The sequence below is a fragment of the Burkholderia catarinensis genome, assembly GCF_001883705.2.
GTDB classification, from domain to species: Bacteria; Pseudomonadota; Gammaproteobacteria; order Burkholderiales; family Burkholderiaceae; genus Burkholderia; species Burkholderia catarinensis.
The window spans coordinates 191,510-205,978 of the sequence record NZ_MDEQ02000011.1; the positions used below are offsets into that span (position 1 = coordinate 191,510).

At 67.6% G+C, this 14,469-nt stretch carries 15 protein-coding genes; 10 read left to right on the forward strand and 5 right to left on the reverse strand.

Features of this window, described 5'->3' with window-relative positions; translation table 11 throughout:
- Positions 1-103 precede the first annotated feature (103 nt).
- The 5 genes from mtgA to mpl all read right to left on the reverse strand — a co-directional run bounded on the left by mtgA (position 104) and on the right by mpl (position 5,844).
- On the reverse strand, positions 104-841 hold the full coding sequence (gene mtgA / locus BFF94_RS19605) for a monofunctional biosynthetic peptidoglycan transglycosylase (protein ID WP_219139694.1): 738 nt from the start codon (positions 839-841) through the stop codon (positions 104-106).
- Positions 842-855: 14 nt separating this feature from the next.
- Positions 856-1,722, reverse strand: coding sequence for a shikimate dehydrogenase (gene aroE, locus BFF94_RS19610; protein WP_219139695.1), 867 nt, complete (start codon positions 1,720-1,722; stop codon positions 856-858).
- Entirely contained in the window at positions 1,719-3,812 is a 2,094-nt protein-coding gene (locus BFF94_RS19615; RefSeq protein ID WP_219139696.1) for an RNB domain-containing ribonuclease, read from the reverse strand. Before BFF94_RS19615 ends, aroE begins: the two co-directional genes overlap by 4 nt.
- An 80-nt stretch (positions 3,813-3,892) precedes the next feature.
- Complete coding sequence (locus BFF94_RS19620; protein ID WP_128843091.1) at positions 3,893-4,462, reverse strand: YqiA/YcfP family alpha/beta fold hydrolase; 570 nt, start codon at positions 4,460-4,462, stop codon at positions 3,893-3,895.
- On the reverse strand, positions 4,459-5,844 hold the full coding sequence (gene mpl / locus BFF94_RS19625; protein ID WP_128843090.1) for a UDP-N-acetylmuramate:L-alanyl-gamma-D-glutamyl-meso-diaminopimelate ligase: 1,386 nt from the start codon (positions 5,842-5,844) through the stop codon (positions 4,459-4,461). The genes BFF94_RS19620 and mpl overlap by 4 nt, the downstream gene beginning before the upstream one ends.
- Positions 5,845-6,089: 245 nt before the next feature.
- Here mpl and BFF94_RS19630 point away from each other — a divergent pair, with 245 nt between their 5' ends.
- The 10 genes from BFF94_RS19630 to BFF94_RS19675 all read left to right on the forward strand — a co-directional run bounded on the left by BFF94_RS19630 (position 6,090) and on the right by BFF94_RS19675 (position 14,372).
- Positions 6,090-6,734 carry a UDP-N-acetylmuramate--alanine ligase gene (locus BFF94_RS19630; RefSeq protein ID WP_128843089.1) on the forward strand — a complete coding sequence of 215 codons (645 nt, stop codon included), beginning with the start codon at positions 6,090-6,092 and terminating at the stop codon, positions 6,732-6,734.
- 7 nt (positions 6,735-6,741) lie between these two features.
- Positions 6,742-7,293 carry a TlpA family protein disulfide reductase gene (locus tag BFF94_RS19635; protein ID WP_128843093.1) on the forward strand — a complete coding sequence of 184 codons (552 nt, stop codon included), beginning with the start codon at positions 6,742-6,744 and terminating at the stop codon, positions 7,291-7,293.
- A gap of 194 nt (positions 7,294-7,487) precedes the next feature.
- Complete coding sequence (gene aroQ / locus BFF94_RS19640; RefSeq protein WP_128843088.1) at positions 7,488-7,940, forward strand: type II 3-dehydroquinate dehydratase; 453 nt, start codon at positions 7,488-7,490, stop codon at positions 7,938-7,940.
- A 66-nt stretch (positions 7,941-8,006) separates the two neighbouring features.
- Positions 8,007-8,480, forward strand: coding sequence for an acetyl-CoA carboxylase biotin carboxyl carrier protein (gene accB / locus BFF94_RS19645; RefSeq protein ID WP_128843087.1), 474 nt, complete (start codon positions 8,007-8,009; stop codon positions 8,478-8,480).
- A gap of 84 nt (positions 8,481-8,564) precedes the next feature.
- Entirely contained in the window at positions 8,565-9,932 is a 1,368-nt protein-coding gene (gene accC, locus BFF94_RS19650; RefSeq protein ID WP_128843086.1) for an acetyl-CoA carboxylase biotin carboxylase subunit, read from the forward strand.
- Positions 9,933-9,934: 2 nt separating this feature from the next.
- Positions 9,935-10,837: a 50S ribosomal protein L11 methyltransferase gene (gene prmA, locus BFF94_RS19655; RefSeq protein ID WP_128843085.1), complete on the forward strand. Its 903-nt coding sequence runs from the start codon at positions 9,935-9,937 to the stop codon at positions 10,835-10,837.
- Positions 10,838-10,882: 45 nt separating this feature from the next.
- Positions 10,883-12,265 carry a zinc-ribbon and DUF3426 domain-containing protein gene (locus tag BFF94_RS19660; RefSeq protein ID WP_128843084.1) on the forward strand — a complete coding sequence of 461 codons (1,383 nt, stop codon included), beginning with the start codon at positions 10,883-10,885 and terminating at the stop codon, positions 12,263-12,265.
- Between the two features lie 73 nt (positions 12,266-12,338).
- Entirely contained in the window at positions 12,339-12,842 is a 504-nt protein-coding gene (gene tpx / locus BFF94_RS19665; protein ID WP_128843083.1) for a thiol peroxidase, read from the forward strand.
- A gap of 98 nt (positions 12,843-12,940) precedes the next feature.
- The gene (locus tag BFF94_RS19670) at positions 12,941-13,879 is read left to right on the forward strand and encodes a carbohydrate kinase family protein (RefSeq protein WP_128843082.1); all 939 of its coding nucleotides are present in this window, start codon (positions 12,941-12,943) and stop codon (positions 13,877-13,879) included.
- A gap of 19 nt (positions 13,880-13,898) precedes the next feature.
- Positions 13,899-14,372 (forward strand): outer membrane lipoprotein, encoded by a 474-nt coding sequence (locus BFF94_RS19675; RefSeq protein WP_219139697.1) that lies wholly within the window; start codon positions 13,899-13,901, stop codon positions 14,370-14,372.
- Positions 14,373-14,469: the final 97 nt, after the last annotated feature.

A 14,469-nucleotide genomic window follows, 5' to 3' on the forward strand; every position in this document is an offset into this window, starting at 1 on the left:
GTCTAAAGGATGTGGCCCGAAATGCGCGCGACACGAATGCGCTGCAGCGCACCAACGGCGCATGGGCGGCGGAACGGACAATGCAACGACGCGAGCGCGCCGGTCACTCCGATTGCGGAAGCGCGGCCGCGCCCATCCGGCGGGCGATGACCGCCGCGCGCTGCGCCTGGTAGGCCGAACCGCGGTGCGCGTCGAACCAGCGCGGCTTCGGCAGCATCACCGCGAGGCGCGCCGACTGCCACGCACCGAGCCGGCTCGCGGGAATCTTGTAGTAATAGCGTGCGGCCGCCTCGGCGCCGTACACGCCGCGCCCCCACTCGACCGAATTCAGGTAGATCTCGAAGATCCGCTCCTTGTCGAGCACCGTTTCGAGCATCCACGTGATGATGAGCTCCTGCCCCTTGCGGATGTAGCTCTTCTCGCGCGACAGGAACAGGTTGCGCGCGAGTTGCTGCGTGATCGTCGAGCCGCCCGCGACGATCCGGCCGCGCGCCTTGTTCTTCTCCCACGCCTGCAGGATCGCGTCGACGTCATAGCCGTTATTGGTCGCGAAGGTCGAGTCTTCCGACGCGATCAGCGCGCGCTTCAGGTTGCGCGAGATCTGGTCGTACGGCACCCACTGGTGCTGGATCTGCGCGGGCGGCTTGTCGCGCGACAGCCACCACGCGTCGGTACGCATGAACGCGGTCGAGCCCGGGTTCACGAACGACCACAACGCGATCTGCGCGAGATAGAACAGTTGCGTCGCGAGCCACGCGCCCGCGAACACCGCCCCCGCATAGACGATCCAGCGTGTCGGACTGACCGTCCGCGTGCGCTGCGTGCCGCTTACCGCCACCACGTGCCGCGCTCCGTTCAGCTCGCCGCGAGCGCCTGGCGCAGCGCGGCAAGCACCGGCGCACCATCGGGTCGCACGCCGCGCCAGATGAAGAACGATTCGGCCGCCTGCTCGACGAGCATCCCGAGCCCGTCGGCCGTGCGTGCGCCGAGCGATGCCGCGTGCTGCATGAACACGGTCGGTTGCGCGCCGTACATCATGTCGTACGCGAGCGTGCCCGTGCCGAACGCGGCCGCGTCGCACACCGGCAGCGCGGCGTCCAGGCTGCCGGCCGTCGCATTGATCACCACGTCGTACGGCTCCGCGCTCACCACGTCGGGGCCGCCGCCCGCGAACGTGCAGCCCGCATCGTGCGCGGCCTGCATGAACTGGCCGACCAGCGCCTCGGCCTTGCTCGCGGTGCGGTTCACGATCGTGATCGACAGCGGCGCGCGGTCGAGCAGCGGCAGCACGACACCGCGCGCGGCGCCGCCCGCGCCGAGCAGCAGGATGCGCGCGCCCGCGAGCGACACGCCGAGATTCGTTTCGATATCGCGCACGAGGCCGACGCCATCGGTGTTGTCGCCATGGATGCGGCCGTCGGCATCGATCCGCAGCGTGTTCACCGCGCCCGCCGCCGCGGCGCGCGGCGACAGCGTATCGGCGAGCGCATGCGCTTCGAGCTTGAACGGCACCGTCACGTTCGCGCCGCGACCGCCTTCGGCGACGAATGCCCGCACGGCCGCCTCGAAACCGTCGACCGGCGCGAGCCGGTGCGCGTACGCGATCGGCTCGCCCGTCTGCGCGGCGAACTGCGCGTGGATGAACGGCGACTTGCTGTGCGCCACCGGGTTGCCGAACACCACATAGCGGTCGGCGCCGCTCGTCGACGCGACCGCATTCATGATGCGCGCCCCTCTTCGCCGTCGTCGCCGTTGCCGCCCGCGGCGTCGCCGCCGGCGCCCGCCGCCGCGCCTTCCGCTTCGGCCAGCGCTTCCGCCTCGGTTTCGGCCGTGGCGTCTTCCGCGTCGATCAGCGTGTCGTCGCCGCCCTCGGCGTCATCCTCTTCCTCGGCCGCGTCGCCGCTTGTCACGGTCGGCGCGTCGAGCACGTTCAGCAACCGCACCGACGCCTCAATCGTCAGCTCGTCGAGCGACATCACGTCGAGCAGCACGCGCGTGCCGCGCGCATGCACGCCGAGCCCGGGCACGTGCAGCAGCAGCGGGATTTCCTCGAGGCGCACGAGATCACCCTTCACGACGCTCGCGACGACCTGCTTCTTCTGCTCCTGCGCGAGCCAGCGCAGGCACCAGAAGTACTCCATCCGGCGCTGGTAATCGGCGTAGGCCGTATAGGTATCGTCGAAGCCCTGCACGACCGCGTACAGATCGGCGTCCTTCGGCTTGAACGGCGCGGCGAGCTTCGCGGTGACGCCATGCTGCACGCACGCGAGCAATTGCCACTGGTTCACGAGGTCGACGTAGCGGCGCAGCGGCGACGTGCTCCACGCGTACTGCGGCACGCCGAGGCCTTCGTGCGGCGCGGCCGTCGTCTGCATCCGCGTGCGCTTCGGGCCAGGCGCGCCGAAGCCGCGCTGCGAGCGATAGATGCCGGGCACCGTGTGGTCGTGCAGGAACGCGCCCCAGGTCGAGTTCGCGAGGATCGCGAGCTCCGACACGATCAGGTCGAGCGGCGAACCGCGGCGGCGCGGCGTGATCGACACGTGCTCGCCTTCGACGTAGAAGTTGTAGTCGGTGTTGCGCTGCACCTCGCGCTTCAGGCCGTAGCCCGCGCGCGCGACCTGGCGCTTCTCGAACAGCGCCTGCGCGAGCGGCCACAGCACGGCGATGTCTTCCTTGTGCGGATAGTCGCCGGTGCCGGCCGCGAGCGTCTCTTCATTGACGAGCTCGTCGAGCGTGTTGTGGCGCAGGTTGTTCTTCACGAACACGAGTTCGGCACGCGTCTCGTTCGCGACGATGTCCTGCGTTTCACGGTTGACGATGATGTACAGCGACAGCGCCGGGCGGTAATCGCCCTCCTTCAGCGTGAACACGTCGACGACGTCGTCCGGCAGCATCGTGATCTTGTCGCCCGGCATGTAGACGGTCGACAGGCGCGTGCGCGCGATCGCATCGACCGCGTCGCCGCGCACGATGCCGAGCGCCGGCGCCGCGATGTGCACGCCGATCCGCACCCGGCCGTCGGACAGGTGCTCGACCGAGAACGCATCGTCGATTTCGGTTGTCGTAACGTCGTCGATCGAGAAGGCCTCGACGTCCGCGCGCGGCAGGTCGTCCGGCAGCGCGCCGACCGTGACGGGCGGAAAGCCCGTGCCGTGCGGGAAGAATTCCGCGAGAAAGCGCGCCTCGTGCAGTGCACGCGGCGACGCGACGCCGCCGCAGTCGAGCATCAGCCGCGCCGGCGACACCCCGCGCGCGCCGGCCGCCGCTTCCATCGCCTTGTATTCGATCGCGTTCTTGTCCGGCCGCGTCAGCAGCCCGAGCACCTTGCCCGCGAACGCTTCCGGCAGCTTGCCTGCCTTCAGCTCCTCTTCATACTGCACCTGGACGAGCGCCTGCTGGCGCTTGCGCTCGAGCGACGCGAGCGCCATCTTGAGCTGCTCTTCCGGCGCGCGCTGGTACTGGCCGCGACCCTTGCGGCGGAAGTAGACGGGCGAGCCGTGCAGCCGCAGCACCAGCGCCGCGCGCTCGACCGGGCCGTACGCCGCGCCGAAGTATTCCTCCGCCAGCGCCGTATAGGCGAACTCGTCGGACGGCGCGCATTCCCACAGGAAATCCAGATCGATCTGCTGCGCGGCCGTATCGGCCTCCTGCATCAGTTCGCTCGCGGCCGGCTTGTCGAATTCGATCAGCACGTCTTTCGCGCGCACCTTCGCCCGCCGCCCGCCGGGCAACTCGACCTGAAATGCGTCGCCCTGGCGCGACAGCACGCTGCCCGCCTTGAAACTGCCCGATTCCTCGAAGAAAACGTTCACTCAGTACTCTCGTTTCAGACTGCCGGACGCCGCGTGGGCGGCGCCGCATGATGATGGGATTCGATCGGCACGCGGCCGGTTTATGACGTTTTTCCGTCGCAAAACGCGAGAACGTCGTCGACATAGTCGGCAAATTCGCTGATCCCGTGATCGCTGCCTTCGATCACGCGCGTCTTCGCGCCCGGGTAATGGGCAAGCATCTCGCGGTAGTCGAGCACTTCGTCGCCGGTCGCCGCGAACAGATAGTAGCGTTCGGCACGCGTGATTGCCGGCACGCGCAGCGCATCGAGCTCATGCAGGTGACGGCGCTCGACGACGATCGTGCCGCCGCCATGCCACAGCGGCTGTTCGCCCAGATGCTGCTCGAGGTCGCGCTGCGGCACGATGGCCGGATTCAGCAGCACGGCCTTCCAGCCGTGCTTTTCGGCCAGCCAGGTGGCGTAATAGCCGCCGAGCGAGCTGCCGATGACGGTCACGTCGCTTGCGCCCGCGACCTCGGCCTCCGCGACGGCGATCGCGTCGAGCGGCGACACCGACAGCGACGGGCACCGCCACTCGTCGGTGCGGCCGAGTTCGGCCATGCGCGCGGCGAGCAGCCGCGACTTCTGCGATTCCGGCGACGACCGGAAGCCGTGCAGATACAGGATCACGTGCGGCTCCCGAGCGCTTCGAGCAGCTTCTGGTGCACGCCGCCGAAGCCGCCGTTGCTCATCACGAGCACATGGTCGCCCGGGCGGGCGGCCTCGACGACGGCCTTCACCAGCATGTGGAGATCGTCGAACGCGCACGCGTTGCTGCCGAGCGGCGCGAGCGCCTCGGCGAGATTCCAGCCGAGCGCGTCGCGCCCCGTCGGCGCGCCGTAGCCAAACACGAGATCGGCGTCGGCCAGGCTCGCCGGCAATTGCGACTTCATCACGCCGAGCTTCATCGTGTTCGAGCGCGGCTCGAGCACGGCGAGGATGCGGGCATTCTGACGGCCGATGCGCGCACGAAGGCCGGCGATCGTGGTTTCGATCGCGGTCGGATGGTGCGCGAAGTCGTCGTAGACGGTCACGCCGTCCACGCTGCCGCGCACTTCCATGCGGCGCTTCACGTTGCGGAACGACGCGAGGGATGCGGCCGCTTGCGCAGGCGGCACGCCGACGTGGCGCGCGGCGGCGATCGCAGCGAGCGCATTCATCCGGTTGTGATCGCCCTGTACCTGCCACGCGACTTCGCCGACACGCCCGGCGTGGCGATACACCGCGAAGCGCTCGTCGACCGGCACGCCGTCCTCGGCCGGCAGCGCCTGCCAGCCGCCGTCGACGCCGAACCGCTCGACCTCGCTCCAGCAGCCGCGCGTCAGCACGCGCTCGAGCGCGTCCGAGCGGCCGTTCGTGACGATCCGGCCGACACCCGGCACCGTGCGCACGAGGTGATGGAATTGCGTCTCGATCGCGGCGAGATCCGGGAAGATGTCGGCGTGATCGAATTCAAGATTGTTCAGCACCGCGGTGCGCGGCCGGTAATGGACGAACTTCGAGCGCTTGTCGAAGAACGCCGTATCGTATTCGTCGGCCTCGATCACGAAGAAGCTCGAATCGGTGAGCCGCGCCGACACGCCGAAGTTCAGCGGCACGCCGCCGATCAGGAAGCCCGGGTTCAGGCCCGCGTCCTCCAGCAGCCACGCGAGCATCGACGACGTGGTCGTCTTGCCGTGCGTGCCCGCAACCGCGAGCACCCATTTGCCGGCCAGCACGTGCTCGCCGAGCCACTGCGGGCCCGACACGTACGGCAGGCCGCGATCGAGGATCGCCTCCATCAGCGGATTGCCGCGCGTGACGACGTTGCCGATCACGAACAGGTCCGGCTTCAGGTCGATCTGTTCGGCGCCGTAGCCCTCGGTCAGCGTGATGCCCTGCGCCTCGAGCTGCGTGCTCATCGGCGGATAGACGCCCGCGTCGCAACCCGTCACCGTGTGGCCCGCCTCGCGCGCAAGTACGGCAAGACCGCCCATGAAGGTGCCGCAGATGCCAAGAATGTGGATGTGCATAGATGAATGCTTTCGCGCCGCCGGGCGCCGTCGATTCGGAAAAGATGCGTGTGCGGCGCGCCGGACAGGCCGTGCGGCCGGCGCCCAGCCAACGACTTTGCCGCGACACAAAGAGCAGTATTGTAACTGACGGCCTGCCGTGCCCGGCGGCCCGAACGATGCGCGCGAACGGCGCCGGCGCGCCGGGCGGCAGGCCGCCGCACCCGGGCTCGGGCGCCGCGGCGATCGAGTATGATTGCTGGATCATGTCTCGCAAATCTCTTGTCGACCCGCGGCGCGTCCGCGAGGAAATCGCCCAGTCCGCCGCCCGCCTGATCGCGGAGGACGGCCTGGACTATGCCGGCGCGAAACGCAAGGCCGCACGCCAGTTGCTGGGCGATTCGCGCATTGCCGGCGAATGGCTGCCGGATAACGACCAGATCGAGGAAGAACTGCGCGAGTACCTCGCACTGTTCCAGAGCGACACGCAGCCGGACGAACTGCGCCGCCTGCGCGAGGTCGCGCTCGACTGGATGCGCCGGCTCGCCGAGTTCCATCCCTATGTGACGGGCGCCGTGCTGAACGGCACCGCGAACGCGCATTCGGATATCTATCTGCAAGCATTCACCGACAACCCGAAGGACGTCGCGATCTACCTGCTGAACCAGAACGTCCAGTACGACGTATCCGAGACACGGCACTTCGCGGGCCGCGGCGATGTCGAGACGCTGAGCTTCCTGTGGCGCCCGCGGCGCGACGTCGATGCGATCGGCATCCACCTCGCGCTCTATGCGAGCGACGACCTGCGCGGCGCGGTCAAGGCCGACGCGCGCGGCCGTGTCGCCCGCGCGGATGCCGCCGTGCTGCGCACGCTCGTCGAAGCAGGCAAAGCCCCTTCCGAACCGGAATGATTCAACGATGATGATGAAACGCATGTTGGCGCTCGCGGTCGTCGCGGCCGCCGCCGTTGCCGGCGGGATCACCGCCGGCCATTGGTTCCGTGGCAGTGCCGGCGACGGTGTCGCCGTCGCCGCACCCGCCGCACAGGGCAGCCCGGTCGACCAGCTGTGGGCGTCGTCGCTGACGGATGTCAACGGCAAGCCGGCCACGCTGGCCGCCTTCAAGGGCCAGAAGGTCGTCGTCAATTTCTGGGCGTCATGGTGCGGCCCGTGCGTCGAGGAGATGCCCGAGCTCGTCGCGCTGTCACATCAGTACAAGCAGAAAGGCATCCGTTTCATCGGGATCGGCGTCGATTCCGAACAGAACGTGAAGAACTTTCTGCAGAAAGTGAAGGTCGATTACCCGGTCTTCGTCAGCGGTTATGCGGGCGCAGATCTGGCCCGTAATTTCGGAAATACCGCCGGCGCGTTGCCGTTTACGATCGTCATCGACGAAACCGGCAAGATTCGCGAGACAAAATTGGGACAAATCCAGCCGGCCGAGCTGAAAAGGACGCTCGACGCGCTGTAACCTGCCCGAACGGCGGTCCGCACGTTGGCGGCGATTTGTCCGTCGATCGCCGCAATTTCGCGTGAATTCGCCGATACTTTGAGCCCACACCGGTAATTCTTGCAGGTCTGGCGCGCTCAGCCGTTCGGCAAAACTAGACAAATTTCTCTAAATAGCGCTAAAGTTCGCGCAATTCCGCAGAAATAGAAGCGACCATGACACGATTGCTGGTGTTGCACGGCCCCAACCTGAACCTTCTCGGCACCCGGGAACCGGAGGTGTACGGCCGCGTCACGCTGGCGCAGATCGATCAGGCGCTTGCCGCGCGCGCCCGGGAAGCCGGCGCCGAACTGTCGTCGTTCCAGAGCAACCATGAAGGCGCGCTGGTCGACCGCATTCAGGCCGCGCGGGAGGAACAGACCGATTTCATCCTGATCAATCCGGCCGCGTATACGCACACGAGCGTCGCGATCCGGGACGCGATCGCCGGCGTTGACATCCCGTTCGTCGAGGTTCACCTGTCGAACGTGCATCGCCGCGAAGCGTTCAGGCACCACTCCTACTTTTCCGACCAGGCCGAAGGCGTCATCTGCGGGCTGGGCTGGAAAGGTTATCTGTACGCGCTCGAGTACGCGCTGGACAAGCTGCAAGGCACGTCGCGCGGCTGATTTCGCGATCTAGATTCAGCGCCGGCCCCTAACCGGCGCTTTCACGTATTGAAAGGGGAATTCCCGATGGATCTTCGTAAGCTGAAAACTCTGATCGACCTCGTCTCCGAATCCGGCATCTCCGAGCTGGAAGTGACGGAAGGCGAAGGCAAGGTGCGCATCGTCAAGAACGCGCCGCCGGTCTACGTGCAGCAGACGGCTGGGTTTGCCCCGCAGTTCAGCGCACCTGCTCCGTCGGCCGCGCTGCCGACCGAAGGCGCCGCTGCCGCACCGGCCGCTGGCGCCGCTGCGCCCGCCGTCCCGCAAGGCCATGTCGTGACGTCGCCGATGGTCGGCACGTTCTATCGCGCGCCGTCGCCGGGCGCGGACCCGTTCGTCCAGGTCGGCGACACGGTCAAGGAAGGCCAGACGATCTGCATCATCGAAGCGATGAAGCTGCTCAACGAGATCGAGTCGGACAAGGCCGGCGTGATCAAGGAAATCCTCGTCGAGAACGGCCAGGCCGTCGAATACGGCCAGCCGCTTTTCGTGATCGGCTAAGCCCGCCGCGCGGCCTGCCGGCCGCGCGCCGCCGATGCTCGCCAGGCGCCACTCGCGCGCCCCTCGAAGAGACGAATACTCGCTATGTTTGAAAAAATCCTCATTGCCAACCGCGGTGAAATCGCGCTGCGCATCCAGCGCGCGTGCCGCGAGCTCGGTGTCAAGACGGTGGTCGTCTACTCCGAAGCCGACAAGGAAGCCAAGTACGTGCGCCTCGCGGACGAAGCCGTCTGTATCGGCCCGGCCCCGTCGAACCTGAGCTACCTGAACATGCCGGCGCTGATCAGCGCCGCGGAAGTCACCGACGCCGAAGCGATCCACCCTGGCTACGGCTTCCTGTCGGAAAACGCCGATTTCGCCGAACGCGTCGAGCAATCGGGCTTCACGTTCATCGGCCCGCGCCCGGAAACGATCCGCATGATGGGTGACAAGGTCACCGCGAAGCAGACGATGATCAAGACCGGCGTGCCGTGCGTGCCGGGCTCGGAAGGCGCGTTGCCGGACGATCCGAAGGAGATCGTCAAGATTGCCCGCGCGATCGGCTATCCGGTCATCATCAAGGCGGCAGGCGGCGGTGGCGGGCGCGGAATGCGCGTCGTGCACACCGAGGCCGCGCTCGTCAACGCGGTCAACATGACCCGCGAGGAAGCCGGCCGTGCGTTCGGCAACCCGCAGGTGTACATGGAGAAGTTCCTCGAGAACCCGCGCCACATCGAGATCCAGGTGCTGTCCGACGCGTACAAGAACGCGATCTGGCTCGGCGAGCGCGACTGCTCGATGCAGCGCCGCCACCAGAAGGTGATCGAGGAAGCGCCGGCGCCCGGCATTCCGCGCCGCCTGATCGACCGCATCGGCGACCGCTGCGCGGACGCCTGCAAGAAGATGGGCTACCTCGGTGCGGGCACGTTCGAATTCCTGTACGAAAACGGCGAGTTCTACTTCATCGAGATGAACACGCGCGTGCAGGTCGAGCACCCGGTATCGGAGCTGATCACGGGCGTCGACATCGTGCAGGAACAGATCCGCATCGCGGCCGGCGAGAAGCTCACGCTGCGCCAGCGCGACATCCAGTTCCGCGGACATGCGATCGAATGCCGGATCAACGCCGAAGATCCGTTCAAGTTCACGCCGTCGCCGGGCCGGATCACGTCGTGGCATACGCCGGGCGGCCCCGGCGTGCGCGTCGACTCGCACGCCTACAATGGCTATTTCGTGCCGCCGAACTATGATTCGATGATCGGCAAGCTGATCACCTACGGCGCGACGCGCGAGCAGGCGATCCGCCGGATGCGCATCGCGCTGTCTGAAATGGTCGTCGAAGGCATCCATACCAACATTCCGCTGCACCGCGAGCTGATGATCGACGCGAAATTCGTCGAAGGCGGCACCAGCATCCACTACCTCGAAAACCGGCTGGTGCAGAAGCAGCAGGTCGCACCGGAAGAAGCGTAAGCATGAGTTATCGCGAACTCGTCGTCGAACTGGCCCGTGAGCACGCGGAGGCGCTGTCCGACGCGCTGCTCGAACTCGGCGCGCTGTCGGTGTCCGTCGAGGACGCCGACGCCGACACGCCCGACGAACAGCCGCTCTTCGGCGAGCCGGGCCTCGTGCCCGATCGCACCGCGTGGCAGCACTCGCGCGTGGTCGCGCTGCTGTCGGCCGACCACGAGCCGGCCGTGCTGCTCGCGGCGGCCGCGAACGAGATCGGCGTCGCCGAGACGCCGAACTTCACCGTCCGCGAAGTCGAGGAGCAGGACTGGGTGCGGCTCACGCAATCGCAGTTCGAGCCGATCCCGATCGGCGAGCGGATCTGGGTCGTGCCGTCGTGGCACGACGCGCCCGATCCCGATGCGCTCGTACTCGAACTCGATCCGGGCCTCGCGTTCGGCACCGGCAGCCACCCGACCACGCGCCTGTGCATGGAATGGCTCGAGCAGTCGGTGAAGCCCGGCCAGTCGGTGCTCGACTACGGCTGCGGCTCGGGCATTCTCGCGATCCTCGCGAAGAAATGCGGGGCGAACCCCGTCATCGGCATCGACATCGATCCGCAGGCGGTCGAATCGGCGCGGCAGAACAGCGAACGCAACCGTGCGGAAGTCACGTACGGGCTGCCCGATGCATGCCCGGACGGCGAATTCGACATCGTCGTCGCGAACATCCTGTCGAACCCGCTGAAGCTGATGGCGTCGATGCTCGCGTCGAAGGTCAAACCGGGCGGGCGCATCGCGCTGTCGGGCGTGCTCGCGCGCCAGGCGGACGAAGTCGCGGCCGTCTACGCACGCTATGTCGACATCTCGGTCTGGCGCGAACACGAAGGTTGGGTATGCCTCGCCGGAACCCGGCGGGAAAGCCATTAGAATAGCGCTGTCCTTCACTCTGGCCAGCAGGCCGCCCGGCTCGACATGCTTCTTGCGACGCGCTGCCCTCATTGCGAAACCGTCTTCCGACTGCAGCAGGAACAGCTCTCGCTGCATCAAGGGCTCGTGCGCTGCGGGCATTGCCACGAAGTCTTCAACGCATCCGAATCGCTCGTTCCCGAGCACGCGCAGCAGCCCGAGCCGGCATTGACCGAGCCGGCTGTCGCGCCGGTCAACGGCGACGCACGCCATCAGGCCCTGCCTGCCCGGCTGTTCGCCGCCGACGCACCGGCCGGGTCGCCGTCCGACACCGATTACAAGCCGGAAGGCTGGGACATGTGGGCGCCGTGGCTCGACGGCGGCGTCGATCCGTCACTGCAGCACAGCGTGCAGACCTTGCGCACCGAGCCGCTGGTGCCGCTCGCGCTCCCGTCCACGGAAGCCGGCGTCGTTCACCTGTCCGGCACGCCCGCGCCGTTCGCACCCTCCCCGGTCGAACTGGCCCCCTCTGCTGCCGTCGCGCAACCGGCCGAATCGCATTCGACGCAAACGCAGCGCGAAACCGAAGCATCGGCCGCGCCCGCCGTGTCGCCCGTCGAGCGCGACCCGCGCGAGCCCCGTTTCGTCGCCCATACCCCGTCGGACGCAGATACCGCTACCGGTGACGCCGAACCCGCCGGCAACGCGCACTTCGCCGTGCCGGACGACGAACGCGCGCCGCGCGAACCGCGCTTTGCGTTCATGCCGGCGCCGGCCGTCACCGAAGCCGAAGCCGGATCCGAACCTGACGCCGGCATCATCCGGCACGACAAGGCGCCGTCCGCGACCGCCGACGAGCCGGCCGCCCAACCGGTCGTCCAACCGGCCATACCGTTCCCGGCCGCGCCGACCGACGACGATCGCCCGCACTTCGCCGTCACGCGCGAGACGCGCGCGCCGCAGCAGCGCGGGGTGCTCGGCGGCTTTTTCGGCGGCCTCGCCGCCGCCGTGCTGGCCGTGCTGCTCGTCGCGCAACTTGCGTGGTGGCAGCGTGAAACGCTGATGATCTACTGGCCCGTCACACAGGGCTGGTTCCGGCAGGCCTGCGCGCCGCTCGGCTGCACGGTCGCGCCGCCGCGCGCGATCGACGGCCTGCGGCTTGACGCAACCGACCTGCGCCAGCTCGACGGCCCGCGCGAGCTCGAACTGAAGGTACCGCTGACGAACCGCTACCGCGTCGCGCTCGCGTACCCGTCGCTCGAACTGACGCTGCTCGACGATACCAATCACGTGACCGTGCGCCGCGTGCTCGCGCCGCGCGACTACGTGCGCCCGGGCACGCCGATCGACGCCGGGCTGCCGCCCGGCACGACGCAGACGATGGTCGTCCGCCTCGAAACGAACGGCGCGCCCGCCTCGAATTTCCGCGTCCAGATCTTCTATCCGTGACGCGCCGCGGCGCGCCCTCGCGCGTCCGTCTCAACCCGCGCGCCCGAGCGGCGCGCTATTTCGGAGCACGAACATGAGCAAAGTTACGCTGGGTGGCAACCCGATCGATCTCGCCGGCACGTTCCCGGCCGCCGGCGCGCAAGCCGCCGATTTCAAGCTGGTCGGCAAGGACCTCGCCGATCTGTCGCTCGCCAGCTTCGCCGGCAAGCGCAAGGTGCTGAACATCGTGCCGAGCCTCGACACGCCGACCTGCGCGACGTCGACCCGCAAGTTCAACGAAGCCGCGTCGTCGCTCGACAACACGGTCGTGGTCGTCGTGTCCGCCGACCTGCCGTTCGCCGCCACGCGCTTCTGCACGACCGAAGGCCTCGCGAACGTCGTGACGGCTTCGACGTTCCGCACCGGCCGCGCCTTCGCGAACGCCTACGGCGTCGACGTGACGAGCGGCCCGCTGAACGGCCTGACCGCACGCGCGGTCGTCGTGCTCGACGAGCAGGACAAGGTGATCCACGCGGAACTCGTCGGCGAGATCAAGGACGAGCCGAACTACGACGCCGCGCTCGCCGCACTGAAGTAACCCGCTGCCGCCCGGCCCTGCCGCGCGAGGCCCGACGACGGGCCCTCCGCGCGCCGGCCGGGCGGTCGCTCCCTTTGCTCTCTACAGGAACGCACGCCTTGACTACGCTGATTTGCGGCTCGCTCGCCTACGACAACATCATGACCTTCGAAGGTCGCTTCCGCGAGCACATCCTGCCCGACCAGGTTCACCTTCTCAACGTGAGCTTCCTCGTGCCGACGATGCGACGCGAATTCGGCGGTTGCGCAGGGAACATCGCCTACGCGCTGCACATGCTCGGCGGCGACGCGCGCATCATGGCGACGGTCGGCGCGAACGACGCCGACCGCTATCTCGAACGCCTCGACAGCCTCGGCCTGTCGAAGGCAAGCGTGTGCGTGGTGCCCGATACGCACACCGCGCAGGCAATGATCACGACCGATCTCGACAACAACCAGATCACCGCATTCCATCCGGGCGCGATGATGCAGTCGCACCTGAACCGCGCAGACGAAGTGCCGGGCGTGAAGCTCGGCATCGTCGCGCCGGACGGCTTCGACGGAATGGTCCAGCACGCCGAACAATTCGCGAAGGCCGGTATCCCGTTCATCTTCGATCCGGGCCAGGGCCTGCCGCTGTTCGACGGTGCGACGCTGCGCCGCATCATTGAACTCGCGACGTTCGTCGCGGTCAACGACTACGAAGGCAAGCTCGTCAGCGACAAGACGGGCTGGTCCGAACAGGAAATCGCCAGCCGGGTTCAGGCGTTGATCATCACGCGCGGCGAGCACGGTTCTACCATTCTTCACAAAAACGGCGAAGAACAGATTCCGGTCGTAGGTGCCGAGCGCATCGTTGATCCGACCGGCTGCGGCGACGCCTTCCGGGGCGGCCTGCTGTACGGCATCGAGAATGGCCTCGACTGGGCAACCACGGGCCGCCTCGCGAGCCTGATGGGCTCGCTCAAGATCGCCCACCAGGGGCCCCAGACTTACGCACTGACGCGCGCCGAAATCGACGCGCGCTTCGAGGCTGCATTCGGTTACAGTCTCAAATGAACATTGTGGGAGAGCAAAGATGTTGACGAAGAAAACCCTCACGTTCGCGGCCATGCTGACGGCCACGCTGACCCTCGCCGGCTGCTTCACGGCACCCGGTTCGGCGGATGTCTATAGCGTCGGCCAGGCGCAGCGCGAGCAAACGGTCCGCATGGGCACGGTCGAAAGCGTCCGTGCGGTGCGTATCCAGTCCGACGGCGGCGGCAGCGCGATCGGCACGCTCGGCGGCGGCGCACTCGGCGCGGTGGCAGGCAGCGCGATCGGCGGCGGCAAGGGGTCGATCCTGACGGCGATCGCCGGCGGCCTCGTCGGCGCGGTCGCGGGCAATGCAGTCGGCGAAAACCTCAGCACGGCGAACGGTGTCGAAATCACCGTGCGCCTCGACAACGGCGATCTGCGCTCGATCACGCAGGCAGCGAGCGGCGAAGCGTTCCGCGCCGGCGAGCGCGTGCGACTGCTGTCGAGCGGCGGCGTCACGCGCGTCACGCACTAACGAGTACCTCAGCACGCGGCGCAAGCCGCGGTCGAACGCATGTGCGAAGCTGCACATGCGTTTTTTTTCGTCCGTGCTCGGCGTGATCGGAACATGG